This window comes from Polaribacter atrinae, from assembly GCF_038023995.1.
Lineage (GTDB): Bacteria > Bacteroidota > Bacteroidia > Flavobacteriales > Flavobacteriaceae > Polaribacter > Polaribacter atrinae.
Genome location: NZ_CP150660.1, coordinates 710818 through 728859, shown reverse-complemented (window position 1 = coordinate 728859; position 18042 = coordinate 710818). Strand labels below are relative to the sequence as shown.

Annotated in this window: 18 protein-coding genes; 2 read left to right on the top strand and 16 right to left on the bottom strand. The window is 30.2% G+C overall.

Translation table 11 applies throughout. From position 1 onward, the window contains the following. Positions 1-63: 63 nt before the first annotated feature. From WG945_RS03360 to WG945_RS03305, 12 genes are all read right to left on the bottom strand, one after another. Positions 64-1182 (bottom strand): restriction endonuclease subunit S, encoded by a 1119-nt coding sequence (locus WG945_RS03360; RefSeq protein ID WP_068448209.1) that lies wholly within the window; start codon positions 1180-1182, stop codon positions 64-66. Continuing rightward, a complete protein-coding gene (locus WG945_RS03355; protein WP_068448207.1) occupies positions 1179-2654 on the bottom strand; it encodes a type I restriction-modification system subunit M in 1476 nt (491 codons plus the stop codon). The genes WG945_RS03360 and WG945_RS03355 overlap by 4 nt, the downstream gene beginning before the upstream one ends. Positions 2655-2805: 151 nt before the next feature. Continuing rightward, positions 2806-3396, bottom strand: a complete 591-nt coding sequence (locus tag WG945_RS03350) for a DUF1643 domain-containing protein (RefSeq protein WP_068448205.1) — start codon at positions 3394-3396, stop codon at positions 2806-2808. An 11-nt stretch (positions 3397-3407) separates the two neighbouring features. Then, positions 3408-4613, bottom strand: coding sequence for a hypothetical protein (locus WG945_RS03345; protein WP_068448204.1), 1206 nt, complete (start codon positions 4611-4613; stop codon positions 3408-3410). Continuing rightward, positions 4600-4752 (bottom strand): hypothetical protein, encoded by a 153-nt coding sequence (locus WG945_RS03340; RefSeq protein WP_157603535.1) that lies wholly within the window; start codon positions 4750-4752, stop codon positions 4600-4602. Before WG945_RS03340 ends, WG945_RS03345 begins: the two co-directional genes overlap by 14 nt. Positions 4753-4756: 4 nt before the next feature. Beyond that, complete coding sequence (locus WG945_RS03335) at positions 4757-5086, bottom strand: helix-turn-helix domain-containing protein (protein ID WP_068448202.1); 330 nt, start codon at positions 5084-5086, stop codon at positions 4757-4759. 138 nt (positions 5087-5224) lie between these two features. After that, positions 5225-6193, bottom strand: coding sequence for a hypothetical protein (locus WG945_RS03330; RefSeq protein ID WP_068448200.1), 969 nt, complete (start codon positions 6191-6193; stop codon positions 5225-5227). Positions 6194-6224: 31 nt separating this feature from the next. Next, complete coding sequence (locus WG945_RS03325; RefSeq protein WP_068448198.1) at positions 6225-7496, bottom strand: tyrosine-type recombinase/integrase; 1272 nt, start codon at positions 7494-7496, stop codon at positions 6225-6227. A 22-nt stretch (positions 7497-7518) separates the two neighbouring features. Next, positions 7519-8091, bottom strand: coding sequence for a helix-turn-helix domain-containing protein (locus WG945_RS03320; protein ID WP_157603533.1), 573 nt, complete (start codon positions 8089-8091; stop codon positions 7519-7521). A gap of 256 nt (positions 8092-8347) precedes the next feature. Beyond that, a complete protein-coding gene (mnmE, locus tag WG945_RS03315; RefSeq protein ID WP_068448194.1) occupies positions 8348-9742 on the bottom strand; it encodes a tRNA uridine-5-carboxymethylaminomethyl(34) synthesis GTPase MnmE in 1395 nt (464 codons plus the stop codon). 95 nt (positions 9743-9837) lie between these two features. Further along, positions 9838-10713: a mechanosensitive ion channel family protein gene (locus WG945_RS03310; protein WP_068448192.1), complete on the bottom strand. Its 876-nt coding sequence runs from the start codon at positions 10711-10713 to the stop codon at positions 9838-9840. 53 nt (positions 10714-10766) lie between these two features. Beyond that, positions 10767-11267: a Dps family protein gene (locus WG945_RS03305; RefSeq protein ID WP_068448190.1), complete on the bottom strand. Its 501-nt coding sequence runs from the start codon at positions 11265-11267 to the stop codon at positions 10767-10769. Positions 11268-11443: 176 nt separating this feature from the next. Between WG945_RS03305 and WG945_RS03300 the strand changes: the two genes are divergently transcribed. Then, on the top strand, positions 11444-11782 hold the full coding sequence (locus tag WG945_RS03300) for a DUF4870 domain-containing protein (RefSeq protein ID WP_068448501.1): 339 nt from the start codon (positions 11444-11446) through the stop codon (positions 11780-11782). Between the two features lie 403 nt (positions 11783-12185). Here the strand turns inward: WG945_RS03300 and WG945_RS03295 are convergent, their stop codons facing one another. The 3 genes from WG945_RS03295 to WG945_RS03285 are packed head-to-tail and all read right to left on the bottom strand — an operon-like array spanning position 12186 to position 13626. Then, complete coding sequence (locus tag WG945_RS03295; protein ID WP_068448188.1) at positions 12186-12617, bottom strand: DUF4268 domain-containing protein; 432 nt, start codon at positions 12615-12617, stop codon at positions 12186-12188. Positions 12618-12620: 3 nt separating this feature from the next. Next, positions 12621-13034 carry a hypothetical protein gene (locus WG945_RS03290; RefSeq protein ID WP_082864159.1) on the bottom strand — a complete coding sequence of 138 codons (414 nt, stop codon included), beginning with the start codon at positions 13032-13034 and terminating at the stop codon, positions 12621-12623. Between the two features lie 10 nt (positions 13035-13044). Next, the gene (locus WG945_RS03285; protein ID WP_068448186.1) at positions 13045-13626 is read right to left on the bottom strand and encodes a tRNA-(ms[2]io[6]A)-hydroxylase; all 582 of its coding nucleotides are present in this window, start codon (positions 13624-13626) and stop codon (positions 13045-13047) included. Between the two features lie 589 nt (positions 13627-14215). Between WG945_RS03285 and WG945_RS03280 the strand changes: the two genes are divergently transcribed. Beyond that, positions 14216-16036 carry a cation:proton antiporter gene (locus WG945_RS03280; protein ID WP_068448184.1) on the top strand — a complete coding sequence of 607 codons (1821 nt, stop codon included), beginning with the start codon at positions 14216-14218 and terminating at the stop codon, positions 16034-16036. Positions 16037-16081: 45 nt separating this feature from the next. Here WG945_RS03280 and dnaX read toward each other — a convergent pair whose 3' ends face one another. Beyond that, entirely contained in the window at positions 16082-17779 is a 1698-nt protein-coding gene (gene dnaX / locus WG945_RS03275) for a DNA polymerase III subunit gamma/tau (RefSeq protein WP_068448182.1), read from the bottom strand. Positions 17780-18042: the final 263 nt, after the last annotated feature.

The window sequence follows — 18042 nt, the reverse complement described above, 5'->3', positions numbered from 1 at the left end:
GACGTAACTATATTATTTCACTGCTTTTGTTGATAGCGTATTTTCTTTCATAATTCTTCAGGTTTACACCAACTCTCCTTTAAACGCCCTTTGTAAAAGGCTGTTAAACAAATTTTCTGCTTGTACTAAACCTGCTTGTGCTTGTTCTTTTTGTGACTCTATAACTTTTACTCTTTCGGCAAATTTGGTTTGGAGATCTATTGGTGGAACTGGGATTTTAATAGTCTTGAATTTTGCAGCTCTTATTCCTTTAACCGCACTACCTGTAGCAAGTTGAAAAATACTACCTTGAATTTCCGATGAGTTAAGCATAAACTCTAATACAACAGAGTTATAGTTTTCTTTTGTTTGTAGGGTTATTAATCTTTGTCCTACAGCAAATTCTTCTAACCCATGAGGGATTCTACAAGTAAATCCTAAAGTAGCTCCTTCAGTTGTAAATAATACATCACCAGTTTTAGGGTATCCTCTTGTCATTATTTCATCATAAGTTTCCTTAGTGATATAATCCAATCTTTTTTTATCAAAATACCCAATTCGAACACTTTTTGCTGTCACATATGCGATCCCATTATCAACTTTTGTTAACGTCTTACCTCTATAATCTATAAAAGATGAAACTTCACTGATAGAAAGATAACCTTCTTTGTTTTTAAAGTATCCTCCAAACATATCTAGAAACAAACTTTGTGTCAACTCATCATACTTAGTAATGAGTGCTTTTGTTTTTTGTCTGTAGGTATCTGCTGCATCTAAAATTGCTGCAATCTTTTTTTGTTGGTCTAGTGGTGGGAGAGGGATTTTTACTTTTGAATATTTTGATATCCAATATCGTTTATGTAATTGTGTATCAATTCCTGTTTTCATCATCCTATAGTACAAGAATTTGATATCAGCTATTTCTTCTTTTGCTTTTAAAATTTTCATTGCAGAAGATTTTACTTTAAAAGGGAAATCTACATATTTAAAGGCTGTTGTAAAATCGTCAAAAATTATAACTGGTATATTTTTAAAGACATTATGAGTTTCATCTGTATAACCTAATAAGAATGTTTTTCCAGCAGTCAAGACAGGTATCTCAAACTCATCACTATAATCAGCCTTATCGACAATATAATTTGTAGGCTGTTCGTAATCTAATACATCTCCCAGAGTTACCATATTCAAATAGTTTTTACTCATCTCAACATCTCTTTTAAAGCTGCTAAAGCTTGGTTACGTTCTGTATCCAAAGTTTCAATCTCTTTTATGATATCCGCAGGAGCATCATATACAATCTCATCATATATAATTTCTTTGTAGCGGTTTATAGATAAATCCCAGTCGTTTTCTTTAATTTCATCAAAAGGCACTAAGAAACTTTTGTCTGTTTTTGCTCTACCTTTTTCTTCCTCTAGATTACGGTATCTGTTTAAAATATCAGGGATATCATTGTCTTTACTATCGTTACGCTTATCATCTAAACTATAACCATCTGCTTTCATGTCGTAAAACCAAACATGGTCTGTACCACCTGTACCTGTTTTTGTAAAAAAGAGTACAGCAGTACTTACCCCTGCATACGGTTTAAATACACCACTTGGCATAGAAATAACAGCATCTAATTTGTGCTTTTCTATAATTTCCTTTCTAATTTGTTTGTGAGCATTAGAGCTACCAAATAAAACACCATCTGGCACAATTACAGCACATCTACCACCAGATTTTAGCATCCTAAGCATTAGACCTAAAAAGAGTAATTCGGTCTTCTTAGACTTCACTGTTTTTAGTATCGAGTTTTCTACACCATCATAATCTAAACTCCCTTTAAAAGGTGGGTTAGCAAGGATTAGCGAGTATTTATCTCTTATATCTCCAGCACTTTCACTTAGTGCATCATTCTTCATTAAATTAGGGCTTTCTATACCATGCAACTGTAGGTTCATAGCTCCAATACGAATCATGGTATCATCTATCTCTACACCATTAAACATTTCGTTATTAAAATGATCTCTAAAGGTTTTATCTAGAAACCAGTCTTCATGATTTTCTCTAAAGTATTCTCCTGCTGCAACTAAAAAACCTGCTGTTCCAGAAGAAGGATCACAAATAACATCATCCTTTTTAGGTTGTGTCATATCCACCATCATTTTAATGATGTGTCTTGGTGTTCTAAACTGTCCGTTAGTACCTGCAGAAGCAATTTTAGAGAGCATGTACTCGTACAAATCTCCTTTGGTGTCTCTATCGTTCATGTTGATTTTATCAATTAACTGAACCACTTGGTCTAACAATCTTGGAGTAGCAATTATAAAGTTGGCTTTGCTCATAAACTCAGCAAAGACACCACCTGTATTTCCTACTTGTTTCATGTGGTCAAAAACTGTCATTTCATCTACCATAGGTTTGGTAAATACATCAAACATGCTTTGTGGGTCTTTGTTCTTAAAAGAGCTCCACCTTAATTCTTTTTGTGCAGGAGAGAATATTTCATTCTGAATAGGAATACCAACGGTATTCGCTTTTTTCTCTTCTAGAAGTTGGCGCTCGTCCAACCTTCTTATAAATAGTAAGTAGGTAAACTGTTCTATAACAGATAAGGGGTTAGAAATTCCGCCTGTCCAGAAGGCATCCCAAATTTTATCTACTTGTGATTTTAACTCTCCAGTAATCATATGTTTTATGTGTGATTTTTAAACCTTTACATACATTATGACTCCATAGAATATGAGAGTTCATAACTGTATTATAAAAGTTTAACAATTTTTTTGATAAATGTAAGAAAAATGAAGAGTTTTAGTATAAGAATTATACAAATAAAAAACTTTAAGTTTTTAATTGTTTAGAAACCTCTTTTACCCATTCAATCTGTTTACTGTGGATAGGTGGCAATGGATGATAATAAGCCCAGTTAGTACCAGCTTTTAAAATTCCGTAGGGATTTGAAGCGTTGCAAGCTGCAATAGCTTTTAAAGCTAAAGGCTTTAATTTGTTAGAGACACCCCAACCATAGATAACAGTTGCAGTATTTACCCATAATTGGCTGAGGTCTTCCTTTCTTGTATCATCAAATATAGAGTGTGCAATACCTTTAGTATCTAGCTCCGCTATTTTATCATAAAAGAGATTGCTCTTTGGTTCACGTATATCAGATAGGTTTAAGACTCTTGCGTAGTTAAATCCAGCATTCTGCATTACCTGAATTACTTGCGACTGTGTTCGGTCTGGAATAGCTTCTGATGCTGTGGTATTATTGTCAATCTTATCAAGAGGATATGAGCCTCCTGGGTTCATCATTATTACCATTAAATCAGGCGTTTTACAGCTTAATTTAACGTTTTTGAGATCTAAGTACTTGCGGAAGTTAAAACCTTGTGTCTGGTAGTATAAACCTGTTATTTTGTATTGTTTTTTCATTAGTTCTTTATTTAATAGCGTTCAATAAATGGTGCATAATTTTCAGACATTTCTTTAACTCCCACAAAAATATTACCAAATCTTGGTTTTAATTTATTCTCCTTGATTTTTAAGTAGTTACTCATTATTTTTTCCCAAAGTCTGCTATATAGATGCTCATATTTTTCTTCATCAAAATCAATTTCTTCAGTAATTTCTTGTTTAGTTAGGTTTTGGGTCTTTAAGTGTTCTATAGTTTCATCTCGGTCCTCTATATCTTCATTTTCAAGCTCAAATAATGGGTTATTGATAATAGATTCGTAAATTAAAACCTCATCCTCTACAGACATTTTATAACCTTTAAATTCTTCTTTAAGAAAAATAGTTACAATTTTATTAAAAAAATCAGCAGATGTAAGAAGCCCTGTTCTTGTTTTAAAAATTATATCATAAAGCAATTGAGGATCAGGTAATTCTTCTTCATCTTCATTAGAAAAAAAAATGTCACTTCTTGATATTTGTGGGTTTAACATTTGATTAATCTCCTCATCGGAAAAAGTGTTTTCATCAGTGTTTTTGAGGTTAGTATCTTTTTTTTTAATTTTCTTGTTCTTAGTTTTCTTGTTCTTAGTTATATGTAGTTTTTGCACTTTCGAAACTGATGATTCTACAGTTTGCGTACTGTCATTTTTCAGTATGAGGCTATCATTGGTTATTTTAACCTTTTTAGGCTTTATTTTCGCATTTTCTAATAATGAATCAATAGATTCATTTCGTTTGTTAAGCATTAATTTAACTTTCTCATTCTTTATTCTTTTTCTTTCTTTTCGGCGAACTTTTTGTTCCTCTAACGCCTTGTCATAAGCTTTATTTACCTCATCAAAGATCACTGTGTAGTATACTTTTTTTAATTGAGTTACTTGAATAGTCTTTCTCTTAATCAGTCCTTCCTTCTCTAGTATTTCTAAAGGATTAGAATTTCCTTTCCTCCCTAATTTTGATTCTTTTACACCAGTAGCCTCTTCAATATCCTTATAAGTTATATAAAATGCTTTATTTCCCTCCATTATTTTATGCTCTTTTTTATCATTAATAAAATAATCATATTTATAAACTAAAAAATTCAGTATTACGGCAGATTCTAAGCCTATTCTGTTTATAATAGGCTTATAGAAAGTACCGTAATTACCCTTGCTTAGTAATTTATTTTGCTCAGATTTCTCTTTATTTTTTTTCATCAGAAAACTTTGGTGCTTTTTTCTTACCTATCTTCACATCAGCGTATTTATCATTCTTACTAATATCTATCGCTCTTTTGTTGTAAGAGTTCTCTGAGTCAAAATCTAGAATTAAATCACTTTGCTTATCGTTTTTCATAATGCTATTTTTTAGAGTTAGACAAGAAGTTGTCGGTTTGTTCATCAATTTCTTCGTCAGAGAATACTTTACCTGATTTTATATAGTCAGTAAGTTCTAATTTAGAGAAGTAGAGCCTTTTACCTCGTTTCATATGAGGGATCTCTTTTTTACTAACTTTGCTGTATAGAGTAGGTACTGAAAGGTTTAAGAATTTTGCAGCTTCCTTAGTATTTAGAAGATCGTTTTGATCTTCACGCTGGGTTGTTGATTTTAACAACAAAGCAAAGTTATCAATTTTGACACTTAATTCGTGGACTACCTGTGGTAATGATTCAAAATTTAAATTACTCATTTTATAAAATTTTACTTACATTAAATACTTCATTGTATTTAACTTGGAGCAAAACTATATATTACAACAAACAAAATTTAACGGGGAAGAATCCGTATTTACGGGAAAAATACCGTGTTTACGGGAAGTACTGATTTATTAAGATTTGGATACTAAATCATCATATCCGTGTGGTGTTTTACATTTTTCAATGGTACTTTTTTTATCCTTTCGGTACGGATAAAAGCAAGAAGTAATAAGTTGAAAAAATGAATCTGGTTTAGTTTTAGTTGGATGTAATAAAACAAAAAGCTTTTTGAACGCCGTTCTAATATTGTCTTTTGCTGTATTTACCGTCATTATTGGATTTTTAATAACAGGTAGACTTAAGTTGTTTTTATAATAGGAAGAAACCCAGTTTATTAACTTTGTAAAATCTTCATCTGATAAAATTTGCACTTTTTTTCTAGGGTCTATTTTAAGAGTAAAATTAAAAGCTTCTTTTACAGCTTTTTGGATTTCATTATTATGACTATCTTCTTGAGAGTCGTTTATTGATAATGTAGATGAATCTACTTTACATAGTTCATCTAACTCATCTATATTAGTTGCTTTTTTTGCTCTTTCAGCTTCTGTTTTTAAGAACTCTAATTTTGATTTTCTTAACACTAAAGTGCTTTTGTAGATTTCTTTATTAGGCTCTATGAAGGTTATAGGGTCTTCTAAATAAATACCAAATTCATTTATAGCATTTATTAAACTTGAAGCATCGTTGGATTCTTCCCAGTTGGGACTTGGTATTTTCTTAATAGCTAAATCATTTAAAAATTTATAATATTTTTTTTGTGCTTCTAAATAATAATGGTCAATAGTTTCATAATATGCATCAAGGTGTTCTTCTGGTATGTTTGATGATGTATTATAAATGCTACTTTGGTGAAATGTTCTTTGTATTTGTATGTTTAATTCATTAATTAATTTATTAAAAAACTGTTTCTTTGAAAATATTATTTCGCTATTTTTTTTTGCAGTATCAAACTCTTGAAAAAAATGCTGGGCAATTTCATTATCATCTTTTCGAGTGTAAAGTAAATATGCTCTAGAAATTATATCAATTAGGTTTTCCATGAAAGTGTTTTTATGTAATTTTTTATATGAATTATAGGTCAAGTTTGATTTTATCAGTTGTATCTCGTTTCACCTTATCTATAATTTTTGCATAGATTTCAGTTGTTTTTATACTCTTATGTCCTAACATTTTTGATAAAGTATACATATCTGTTCCGTTGCTTAACTGTAAAGTTGCGTAAGTGTGTCTAAAGCAATGAAAGGTAATCTTTTTTGATATTCCAGCAGAACTTATCCACTCAGCTAAATGTTTATTATTGTATGCTGAATATTTTAATCCTTTAAATACTTTTTCAGTAGGTTCTTTGCGTTTGCCTAATAAGCTAAATGCTTGTTCAGATATAGGTAAATAATTATCACTTTTAGTTTTTTGTCTTTTTGTTAATATTGTATAGCCAGTGTTTTGAGAAAAAGTAATGTCGTCCCAAACCATATTTTGGATTTCTTTAAAGGCCATTCCTGTAAGTGCTGAGAAGATAGCTGCTTGTCTTAATAAGATATTTTTACAGGAGGTTTTATATAATATATTTACCTCTTCTATTGTTAGGAAATCTCTTCTTGTTTCTTCTTCTGCTATGGGGGATATCTTATTATTTAAATCAGTTTGGAGTATCTCGTCTTTATATGCCTGTTTTAGAGCAGCCTTTATCTTATTGAAGTAAGAAGATGCAGTATTAATTTTAAGCTTTACTTTACTACTCTTATTGCTATTTGCTTTTAGTAAATAACTTTTAAAATCCTCTAATAGGTTAGGAGTAAGATCTTTAAATTTTACACTTCCTTTTGTGAAAGCTTCAAAGAATTTTAAAGCAGAAATCCAGCTACTATGCGTAGAGCCGTACTTCTTATTAGCTAGTTTTTTTAGATACTCAATAAAACATTGTTCACCTAACTCATTAATTCTTAATTGTTCCTTCTCTACATTACTATAAATTTCTGGTTTACCTATAATGTTATCACGTTTTTGCCTAATACTTTCTGCTCTTCTTAAGGTGTTAGAATTGTGCATTTTGTCTGTAGAAGATAGTCCTTTGAAAGTCTTTAAAAAAGTTTCAGTATCTAGGAGCTCTTTTTCTTGTGATGTAGTATCCTTACCCTGTAACTTTAGGTTTTTTATTCTTTCTTCTAATTTTTGTAAATCACTTTTTAGCTCTTTTTTATCTAAATAAAGGTACAGCCCTAGAAACTCTCTACGTGTTTTTTTTCCTGTTTTATGATTTGTAATGGCAGGGTAGAAGTCGAGGTATAAACTTTTACGTCCTCCAGAAATATTTTTTTCTCTTAATTTAACTTTTACTGCCATTAGGATGCTTTTTTTTAATGTATTATAGGGAAAACAAAGTGTCTATTTCTTTCTTTGGGTAATAAGCAAATCTTTCGATATAGGTTTTTGATATATTGTTTCTTTTAGCTATAGCTCTTAAGCCATTGTCTGAGACTTTATATTTTTCTTTAATTTCTGATATAGAGTAACAGTTGCCAATTTCTAATTTATCGTACTTGATTGGTGTTGGTTTAGTATTGTTAAAAATACCTTCAATATCTGTTCTCCTTATTTTAGTCAATCTATGATTTAGGTTTACAGCGTTTAAAGTTTTGTTTTCGATCATTCTATAAACAGTTTTTTTATTGCAACTGAATAATAGAGCTACTTCCTTTACACTTAAAAACTCTTTATCTTTTATGAAAGCTAAATCTATGGCTTTTACCTTAGGTTTGATGTTTTGAGTAGTTAAGACATTAGTTTCCGCATCTTGTTTTTTTTCTAACCTTTTACGAAGCTTATAATGTTTTTGATTACATTTATGAGAGCAGTACTTTGTTGTTATTCTATGGCTTTCAAACATTTCACCACAGCTTACGCATTGCCTTAAAACCTTAAAATTAGTACTACTCATTTACCCTTTTTTTAGTGTCCTATTAATACCTTTAAGGATAGTTAAGAGTATTTAAGGGACTTTATTTCACCTTTTTTCACTCAAATCACTATTTTTTTAATCAAAATTAGTGTTGAGGTACAGCAAAGGTACAAAAAGGTACAAAATAAACGATAAATAAGACAAAGTATTGATAAGTCTAATTAGTGCGAATGGCTTGTTTTATTAGTTGTAGTATGGTTTTATTAGGGTTTTGTTATTCGATTGTTTTGTGTGGTTACTTTCCGATACAAAAATTCCCAAAAATATGCCCCAAAATATCTTTATCAACATCATACTCGCCTGTAATATTACCTAAGTGACGCAAGCATTCTCTGATATCAATAGAAAATAAATCAGTAGAAATTTCTAGATCTATTCCTTTTTGAACAGAAGAAATTGCGATTAATGCGTTGTTTAAAGCCTCAAAATGACGCGAATTTGTAACAATCGTTTCATTATTACTTAAAGCACCAATATTAACTAAAGAAGTCAATTCATTTTTTAGTTCTTCAATTCCGGTTTTGTTTTTAGCAGAAAGTAAAATTAGATTCTCAATATCAGATTGCAAAATTGAAGAATCGCTACAAGATAAAGTATCAACTTTGTTGGCAATCACTAATAAGCGCTTGTTAGGGAAGCGTGTTTTTATAGTTTCTATTTCTTCTAAAAACTCTTCACCCGCATACGCGTATTTATTTGAGTCAATTAAGAAAATAATCAATTGGGCATTCTCTGCTTTCTCGTACGCTTTTTTAATCCCGATGCTTTCTACAACATCTTCCGTTTCTCTAATTCCTGCAGTATCAATAAAACGGAAAGCAACACCATCAATAATCATTTCATCTTCAATAGCATCACGTGTTGTACCTGCAATATCAGAAACAATGGCTTTTTCTTCGTTTAAAAGCGTGTTTAATAAAGTAGATTTCCCAACATTTGGTTCTCCTATAATTGCAACCGGAATTCCATTTTTCATGGCATTTCCAAAAGAAAAACTATCAATTAAACGTTTTAAAACAAAAGTGATTTTAGCAACCAATTCTTTAAACTTTGTACGGTCTGCAAACTCAACATCTTCACCAGAAAAATCTAATTCTAATTCTATTAAAGCCGCAAAATCTAATAACTGAACACGTAAATCTTTCAATTCATTGGTAATTCCACCACGCATTTGCTGAATCGCCATTTGATGACTCGCCGCAGAATTAGAAGCAATAACATCTGCAACAGCCTCCGCTTGACTTAAATCCATCTTACCATTTAAAAAAGCACGCATGGTAAACTCACCATTATCTGCCATTCTACAGCCGTTTTGTAAAAACAACTGAATGATTTCTTGCTGAATAAAGCTAGAACCATGACAAGATATTTCTACAACATTTTCTCCTGTATAAGAATTAGGATTCTTAAAAACGGACACTAAAACTTCATCAATAAGGATGTTATTTTGTACAATATGTCCTAAGTGAATGGTGTGTGTTTTCTGGTTTTTTAGCGTTTTGCCTTTTTTAATAGATTTAAAAAAAGCATCAACAATCGTTATAGCGTCTTCACCAGAAAGTCTAATCACAGAAATTGCTCCAACACCAGCAGGGGTTGCTAAGGCAATAATAGTATCGTTTTTAATCATATTGCAAAAATACATAAAGATTTTACAGAAAAATAAAAAGCCCAACACATTTTGTATTGAACTTTTTAAGTAATTTGAGGGACTATAAATATTATTTAAGAAACTTTTTTAGCTTCAGTTTGATGTATATCTAAACGCTGATTTGGTAAGATTTCTAACGTTCTCATAGGGAACGGGATACTAATATTCTCTTTATCAAACGCCTGTTTAATTTTTATAATAGCATTGCTTTTTCCTTTCAGTCGTTCAAGAGCATTTTCAGACTCTATCCAAAACCTACATAAAAAATTAATAGAACTATCACCAAATTCAGTAAAATAAAACTCTACATTTTTGCCTAACTTTTTTTGATCAAAATTGCTATTAATAACCTCTTTTATTAAAGCTTCTACTTTTTCTAAATCTGCTCCATATTCAACACCACACTCAATAGAAATTCTCATTTTGGTAGTAAGTGAATAGTTTTTAAAAGGGGTTTCTAAAATGGTTTTATTTGGTATAATTACCATATTATTATCTGCTTCTTTAATAACAAAATAGTTTAGGTTTATATCCATAACTTCACCAGAATATCCATTGGTTTCTACCCAATCACCAATATTTAAGTTTTGCCTAAAAGATAAAACAACACCAGAAATCGTGTTAGAGAGGGTACCTTGTAATGCTAAACCAATAACAATACCAGATACACCAGCTGCAGAAATAATAGCTTTTAAAGTGTCATCAAATTTTAATACGGTCATTGCCAAATACAGACCTACTAAAATAGTAAGGGCAGAGGCAAATCTAGACACTAAATCTCTAACAGATTTTTGTCTTATTTTTTTTCCTATAGTTTTATTTACAATAGAATTCATTCCCCTAGAGGCAAAATATGCTATAAATAATACAACTATTGCTATAGCTATATTGGGAATGTTTTTAATAAAGACTTCTTTCCAGACTTCTAGTTTTTCTATTATTTTTTCCATTTTTTAATTTAGAGTTCGTTTAATTTATGTGTAGTAATTTAAGGTTATTTTTATTACTCTACAAAACTACTATCTAATACATCACTAGTATTTTTAGACCATGCATTTAACATCCAAGAAGATTTTTCTAATTCTCTAATATAAGCACCAATTAAATCTAAGGTACCTTCATCATCAGCAACATTTGCTTTTTCTATAACTTTAGACAGTTGTGTTAAAATAATTTCTTGGTCATTTTTTAAAATGTTTACCATTTCAACATCTGTCAATAAAGGGCTAGATTCTTTAACGTTAGAAACCTCTATATAATCAGATAATTTACTAATAGGGTGGTATTTTAAGGTAACAATTCTTTCTGCAACATCATCAATTTTAATTTTGGTGTCATTATACATCACTTCAAATTGATTATGCAATTCAAAAAAGTTTTTACCTAAAACATTCCAATGAAAATTTCTTAGTTTTTGGTAATACACTTGGTAATCTGCCAAAAGCACATTTAATTCTGTTACTACGGGTAATACTTTGTCTTTGTCTATATTTAAGTAATTCATAAGTTATATGTTTTTAAGTTCACTACAAAATTACAATCAAAGCTTAAACTGTCTTTGCTCAAATAGATGACATCTTAACTCAAATACTTTTCAATAAAAATTTATAACTCAAACTCTGTAACAAAACAAACTTATTTATGTCTAATAGGTACACAACTAAAACTTTAGATATAAAAATGAAAGAAGATAAACAGTTATTGGTACTTACCCATTTAAGTCAATTATTAGATTTTGTAACCGGCATTGGAGGCTTTATAGTTCCTTTAATTTTATGGGTAACAAAAAAGGATGAAATCTTTGGAATGGATGCACACGGAAAAGCAATTCTTAATTTTAGAATCTCTATGTTTATCTATATCTTAATTTGTATCCCCTTAATTTTTCTTTTCGGATTAGGAATTTTAGGGTTCATTGTAATCGGGATTTTCTATTTAATTTTTCCAATCATAAATGCCATAAAAGTAAGTAATAATGAAGCTCCAAATTATCCTTTGAGCATTACATTTATAAAATAGAAAAAGAAGAAATTTACTTATTAAAATCGTCCATTTTTAGGACGATTTTTTTTGTTGTAAATATGATTCCTAAGTTGGGCGTTCCCTAAAAAGGTCAGGCTTTACACTATATCTTTTTGTAAAAACAAAAAGGATGCCGCTCCAATCCTTAACGCAAACAAATTATAGACTATAAGAAAAATTGATAGTTGTCTTTTTAATAGTTTTTTTTATTTTTATGAATTTTAAAATCAATTAGTTAAATGCTGTTTGTTTAAGTTTTGGTTTAACTTTGTTTTTGTTGGTTTATAGTTTTTTTTATCACAGTAATTACATTGTGAACGACAATACGATCGATAAAAACACCATTTAAATCATAAAATAAGAAGTAACTATTTTAGTTAAAGTTTGAAAATATATAAGATTAAATGTTCTTTATAATGTCTTCATATTCGTAAAAAAAGAGCTCAAATTTGGGCATGGTTTCCATGTAAAATTCAAAACAATCTCTCCAAGAATTTTTATTATAAACACTAAATTTTCCTTCATAAGGAACATAGATTCTATGAATTATTTTACCGCTTTCTAATTCATATTCATCGTTAAAAATTACCTCTGGTAATTCATTTTCTAGCAATGTTTTTAAAGATAACATTTGGTCGTAGTAGAGTAGGTTTACCAATTCATCCGGATTTTCAATGTCTAAACAAACCATGGCTTGTTTTCTTTCGGCAACAAATTTAAATGAGAAACCCTTAATTTTTGTATTGTACAATAACCATTTTCTAGGAAAAGATTTTCCAAAACTAGTCCAAAAATCTTTTCGTAAAAGTGCTGATTCTTCTTTAGAGAACATTCGTTATTTTTTATTCGGTGTAAATATGTGAACTTTTTCTGTGCTAAAACCAGTAGAAAACCACGTTCTATAATATAATAAATCTGTATTAAAACTAGTGGAAATTAGATTGGCTGTTGCTTCTAATTTGGCGTTGTTAAAGTCCGTATTTGTGTTATCAATACTTAAAATAATTCCAAAATTATGATCTTTCGGCACGTTGTCATCCCATTCGTGTAGAGTACCAATTTTATAAGGTTTACTTATATGGTAATCGATTCCGTTAAATTCAACTTCTGCGTATTCCATTTCATCCTCGGTATTAAAAGTCATTTGAGGCAATTCTAGTACTAGACTAAATTTTTGACAAAATTCTTTTAAACTAAGATCAACAAAAGCAGAAAAATGTTCGATTTTAGAAATATTTTCAATATCCATAATTTGTTATTTATCCGTGAATTTTTGCTGTATTTCCTCTTTCTTTCATCAATTCAGCTTCAAAAGCCAATAATGAATGCCATTTTTTATCAACAATCTCTTTATCTTGATATTTGCGTGCAAACTGTAAAAAAGTAGTGTAATGTCCTGCTTCAGAAATCATTAAATTGTTATAGAATTTAGATAATTCTTCGTCTTCCATGTTTTCAGAAAACACTTTAAAACGCTCACAACTTCTAGCTTCAATTAAGGCAGCAACTAACAAACGCTGAATTAAAGCATCTGTTCTGTCTCCTGTCTTTTTAAAGAATTTCTGTAATCTTATTGCATAATCATTCTTTTGTTCACGACCTAAAACCATACCGCGTTTCACCATTAATAAATGCACCATTTTAAAGTGTTGCATTTCTTCAATAGCAATATTGCTCATTTCTTTTACAAGCTCGGTTTCTTCAGAATAATTTATAATAATAGATACTGCATTAGAAGCCGCTTTTTGCTCTAAAAATGCATGGTCTGTAAGTATTTGCTGTAGATTGTCTTTGGCAATTTCTGCCCAAGAAGTTTCGGTTTCAAATTGTAATCCTAACATACTTTTATTTTTTGGTAATCTCAGACCTAAACAAGCCAGAGATTTAATTTATTTAGCATTTGTACAAAGGGTTCTTAACTACTCTCACTAATAAATAACGTATTAACATTATAATTAGGTAATGCGGTTGTTTTAAGACGAGTGCTACAAATAGTGGTCCTTTAAAAATTGAACGTCAAAAATAGTGCAATTTTCATTAAAAAGTACATTACATCCTTTATTTACTTGTGGCATCGTTTGTTAAAAAGAAATTATTTTGTGTGTTTATTTCAGCAGAAATCAATAAAAATGGTTTCTAGAATAAAGGTTTTTCTCCAAAATTAGGTATCCATCTTATTTATGATAGTTTTCTGATGTCATAAATTCGTTTTCAAACGCTCTCGTTATTAGCACTGTATGTGAAAAATAATTTTTTATTTTTAAGAAAACGTAGCATTATTAATAATTTCATACATTTTTTGTAAAAAAGAGATATATTGTTTCGTTTATCCGTAGAATAATACAAACTTTAGAAAAAATAAAAAACTAAATATTTGTTTCTATGATGGGCAAACATTCTTATTTTTACAACTAAATGAACTATTAATATATGATTGAATTAGCAGGAATAATTATTTTAGGAATATTAGCACAATGGGTGGCATGGAAATTTAAAATACCTGCAATCTTACCTTTAATATTAATTGGTTTACTAGTAGGACCAATTGCTGCAGAATTCTTAAGTGAAGATGGCACAAAGTGGATAGAACCAATTTGGAATGGTAAAAAAGGTCTTTTTCCTGGAGATAGTTTGTACTACTTTGTTTCTTTAGCCATCAGTATTATTCTTTTTGAAGGTGGTTTAACCTTAAAAAGAAGTGAAATTAAAAACGTTGGCCCTGTAATTACAAAACTAATTACCATAGGATCTACGATTACTTTTTTTGGAGCAGGAATTGTGGCACATTATGTTTTTAATTTAAGTTGGGAACTTTCTTTTCTATTTTCAGGTTTAATTATTGTTACAGGACCTACGGTAATTACGCCAATTTTAAGGAATATTCCATTAAAAAAAGATGTTTCTACCGTTTTAAAATGGGAAGGGATTTTAATTGATCCCATAGGAGCTTTGGTAGCGGTATTGGTTTTTGAGTTTATTAGTGTAGGTGGAGGAAGTGGTTTTACTAAAACGGCTTTAATGGAGTTTGGTAAAATATTACTTTTTGGTACTACTTTTGGATTTACGTTTGCGCATGCTTTAGCGTATGCCATCAATAAAAAATTAATTCCTCATTATTTATTAAACGTCGTGTCTCTTTCAACCGTATTATTGGTTTTTGTAGAGTCGGAAGTTTTTGCACATGAATCTGGTTTATTGGCAGTAGTGGTTATGGGAATGGTTTTAGGAAACGGAAAATTAAGTAACTTAAAAGAACTTCTTTATTTTAAAGAATCTTTAAGTGTTTTGTTAATTTCTATCCTATTTATTTTATTGGCAGCGAACATCAATATGGAAGATTTACTGTTGCTATATACTTGGAAAACGGCAACGTTATTTGCTATTGTTGTTTTTGTTGTGAGGCCTTTAGCGGTATTTGTAAGTACTAGAAATTCTAAATTAAAATTCAACGAAAAACTATTTATTAGTTGGGTAGGACCTCGTGGAATTGTAGCAGCAGGTATTGCGTCTTTATTTGGTAGTAAGTTAATAAAACAAGGGGTAGAAGGAGCAGAATATATTACACCGTTGGTTTTTATGATTGTTTTAGGTACCGTTTTATTTAATGCAACAACAGCACGATTATTTGCAAAAATGGTTGGTGTTTTTCTAAAGAGATCAGATGCTATTTTAATTATTGGAGCTTCGAGTCCTGCTAGGTTAATTGCAAAATATTTAAAAGAAAATAACAAAAGAGTTATTTTGATAGATTCTAATAAAAACTTTATTCAAAAATCATTAAAAGCAGGTTTAGAAGCGATTGAAATAGATATTTACAACCAAGATTTAACGGATAATATTGAGTTGAATGATGTAGGTTTTCTAATTGCAATGACGGGTAGTGAGGCTGTAAATAAATTTGCTTTAGATAGTTTTTCAGAAAATTTTGGAGAACAAGGCTCTTATAGATTGGCAACTGCCGAAGAAATAAAGAAAACAGATTTAAGTAAAGAACAGCGAAAAATATTATTTAATCCGAAAGGCGATTATATAAATTTAAGTGAAGCTTTTAGAGAAAATCCTAAAATTTATGAAGTAGAAATTACTACGGAAGATGAATACCAAACAATGGTTTCTAGGTTATTTCATGAATTTAAATCGGTATTGTTGTTTATTAGAAAAGAAGGAAAATTATACTTAATTCCTGAATTTGAAAAAACAGAATTAAGCAAAGATAATTGTACCTTAATTTACTTAGGGAAAAATGTATAATCCTTTTTAGAGTTAATATAACTTTAATGGCTCAACTACCATTTGTTACATATCTAACTCAAAAGATTGACGTAGTTTGTCTATAAGAGGGTTTATTTCTTTCATCTTATTATACTTTTCTTGCGGAGTGTAGGCAAACTTTTTTTCTATGGTTTCGTTTAAACTAACTTCAAGGCTAATACCATAATTATTAAGTTTTTTTCTCAAGAAATTTATCAATTCAGATCTTCCTTTTCTAAATTGTTCTTCCATTAACTTGTTAGGTACTGAAAAAGATATTTTATAGTTTTTACCTAATTTAGGTGTGTCGGTACCTACAATAGAAGCCATACTTCGCTCTCCTTTTTCAATTAACAAGGCAACGTAGTCTTTCCAAAGATTTTGTAGGGCTTCTTGGGTAAAAAAGTCTTTTGGATGGTTGTCAAAGTTTTCTTCTTCAACAACTTTCTTTTCTACCTTTTTTTCATGAATACTTTTTAAAGATAAAGAAGAAGCACGTCTACCAACAGATTTTAATATCGGTTTTATTCTTGGTTTAGGTTTTGGCGCAGGTGTTTCTACTTTTGCTGCCTGTGCAACTACAGGTTTTTTCTCAACCGGTTTTGCAATCTCTTTTACCGCAGGCGAAAGTGCCTGGAAAAATGTAGCTGGAATTATGTAGTTAGCTGATTTTTTTTTTTCTCCATCAAAAGTGATAGAGGCAATTTGCATGATGGTTAATTCTACCAGCAGTCGCTGATTTTTACTTGCTCTATAATTCAAATCACACTGATTTGCTTTTTCTATAGATTGCATTAAAAACGGAATACTTGCTTTGGTTGCTTGTTCTAAATATTTCTTTTTAGCAGCATCTCCAACTTCTAACAGTTCTAAAGTTGCTTTGTCTTTTGCAACCAATAAATCTCTAAAATGACTTGCCAATCCGTTTATAAAGTGATGTCCTTCAAAACCTTTACCCAATATCACATTAAAAGCATTTAATACTTGTGGTATTTTGTTTGTCAGCATTAAATCTGTCATATTAAAATACGTTTCGTAGTCTAATACATTTAGGTTTTCAGTTACAGCCTCTCTTGTTAAATTGTTTCCAGAAAAACTAACAACTCTATCAAAAATAGACAAAGCATCACGCATGGCTCCATCTGCTTTTTGAGCAATAATATGCAAAGCATCATCTTCTGCCGTAATGTTTTCTTTTTCACAAATTACTTTTAGGTAATTTTTAGCGTCTAAAACACCAATTCTTTTAAAATCGAAAATCTGACAACGAGATAAAATCGTCGGAATAATTTTATGTTTTTCTGTAGTTGCTAAAATAAAAATAGCGTGTGCAGGTGGTTCTTCTAACGTCTTTAAAAAAGCATTAAAAGCTGCCTGAGATAACATGTGTACCTCATCTATAATATATACTTTGTACTTACCGGTTTGTGGCGGAATACGAACTTGGTCTGTTAAACTTCTAATATCATCAACAGAATTGTTAGAAGCGGCATCCAGCTCAAAAATATTAAAAGCAAAATCTTCATCTGCAGAAACTTCTGCATCTTGTTGGTTAATGCTTTTAGCCAATATTCTAGCACAAGAAGTTTTACCAACTCCACGAGGACCTGTAAACAATAAGGCTTGCGCCAAATGGTTGTTTTTTATAGCCTTTTCTAACGTGTTTGTAATGGCTTGTTGCCCAACAACATCCGCAAAAACTTGTGGACGATATTTACGCGCAGAAACTATAAAATGCTCCATGTATAATAGATTGTATATTGTTAAAGTCCTTTAAGTGTTCTTAAAATCAAAATAGATTTTGATTAAAAATAGCAATGGAGTTTATTAAAAATATTAACTTTATGCTTCGCTTAACGAGACCGGTTTATTTTTTGACTAAATTATTCAACAAAAATAGGGGTATCAGCTATTTTTTACAAGATATTTTCTTAATAAAAAGCTAAAGTTGTAAACAACGTGTAAATTGTTTATATTTATATCGACTACATAGGTAAGTTAAAAAT

What these genes read in the sequence shown, in the direction of transcription:
- WG945_RS03360 (WP_068448209.1), bottom strand. Translation starts at nt 1,182, where the DNA reads ATGAGTAAAAACTATTTGAATATGGTAACTCTGGGAGATGTATTAGAT.
- WG945_RS03355 (WP_068448207.1), bottom strand. Translation starts at nt 2,654, where the DNA reads ATGATTACTGGAGAGTTAAAATCACAAGTAGATAAAATTTGGGATGCC.
- WG945_RS03350 (WP_068448205.1), bottom strand. Translation starts at nt 3,396, where the DNA reads ATGAAAAAACAATACAAAATAACAGGTTTATACTACCAGACACAAGGT.
- WG945_RS03345 (WP_068448204.1), bottom strand. Translation starts at nt 4,613, where the DNA reads ATGAAAAAAAATAAAGAGAAATCTGAGCAAAATAAATTACTAAGCAAG.
- WG945_RS03340 (WP_157603535.1), bottom strand. Translation starts at nt 4,752, where the DNA reads ATGAAAAACGATAAGCAAAGTGATTTAATTCTAGATTTTGACTCAGAG.
- WG945_RS03335 (WP_068448202.1), bottom strand. Translation starts at nt 5,086, where the DNA reads ATGAGTAATTTAAATTTTGAATCATTACCACAGGTAGTCCACGAATTA.
- WG945_RS03330 (WP_068448200.1), bottom strand. Translation starts at nt 6,193, where the DNA reads ATGGAAAACCTAATTGATATAATTTCTAGAGCATATTTACTTTACACT.
- WG945_RS03325 (WP_068448198.1), bottom strand. Translation starts at nt 7,496, where the DNA reads ATGGCAGTAAAAGTTAAATTAAGAGAAAAAAATATTTCTGGAGGACGT.
- WG945_RS03320 (WP_157603533.1), bottom strand. Translation starts at nt 8,091, where the DNA reads ATGAGTAGTACTAATTTTAAGGTTTTAAGGCAATGCGTAAGCTGTGGT.
- mnmE (WP_068448194.1), bottom strand. Translation starts at nt 9,742, where the DNA reads ATGATTAAAAACGATACTATTATTGCCTTAGCAACCCCTGCTGGTGTT.
- WG945_RS03310 (WP_068448192.1), bottom strand. Translation starts at nt 10,713, where the DNA reads ATGGAAAAAATAATAGAAAAACTAGAAGTCTGGAAAGAAGTCTTTATT.
- WG945_RS03305 (WP_068448190.1), bottom strand. Translation starts at nt 11,267, where the DNA reads ATGAATTACTTAAATATAGACAAAGACAAAGTATTACCCGTAGTAACA.
- WG945_RS03300 (WP_068448501.1), top strand. Translation starts at nt 11,444, where the DNA reads ATGAAAGAAGATAAACAGTTATTGGTACTTACCCATTTAAGTCAATTA.
- WG945_RS03295 (WP_068448188.1), bottom strand. Translation starts at nt 12,617, where the DNA reads ATGTTCTCTAAAGAAGAATCAGCACTTTTACGAAAAGATTTTTGGACT.
- WG945_RS03290 (WP_082864159.1), bottom strand. Translation starts at nt 13,034, where the DNA reads ATGGATATTGAAAATATTTCTAAAATCGAACATTTTTCTGCTTTTGTT.
- WG945_RS03285 (WP_068448186.1), bottom strand. Translation starts at nt 13,626, where the DNA reads ATGTTAGGATTACAATTTGAAACCGAAACTTCTTGGGCAGAAATTGCC.
- WG945_RS03280 (WP_068448184.1), top strand. Translation starts at nt 14,216, where the DNA reads ATGATTGAATTAGCAGGAATAATTATTTTAGGAATATTAGCACAATGG.
- dnaX (WP_068448182.1), bottom strand. Translation starts at nt 17,779, where the DNA reads ATGGAGCATTTTATAGTTTCTGCGCGTAAATATCGTCCACAAGTTTTT.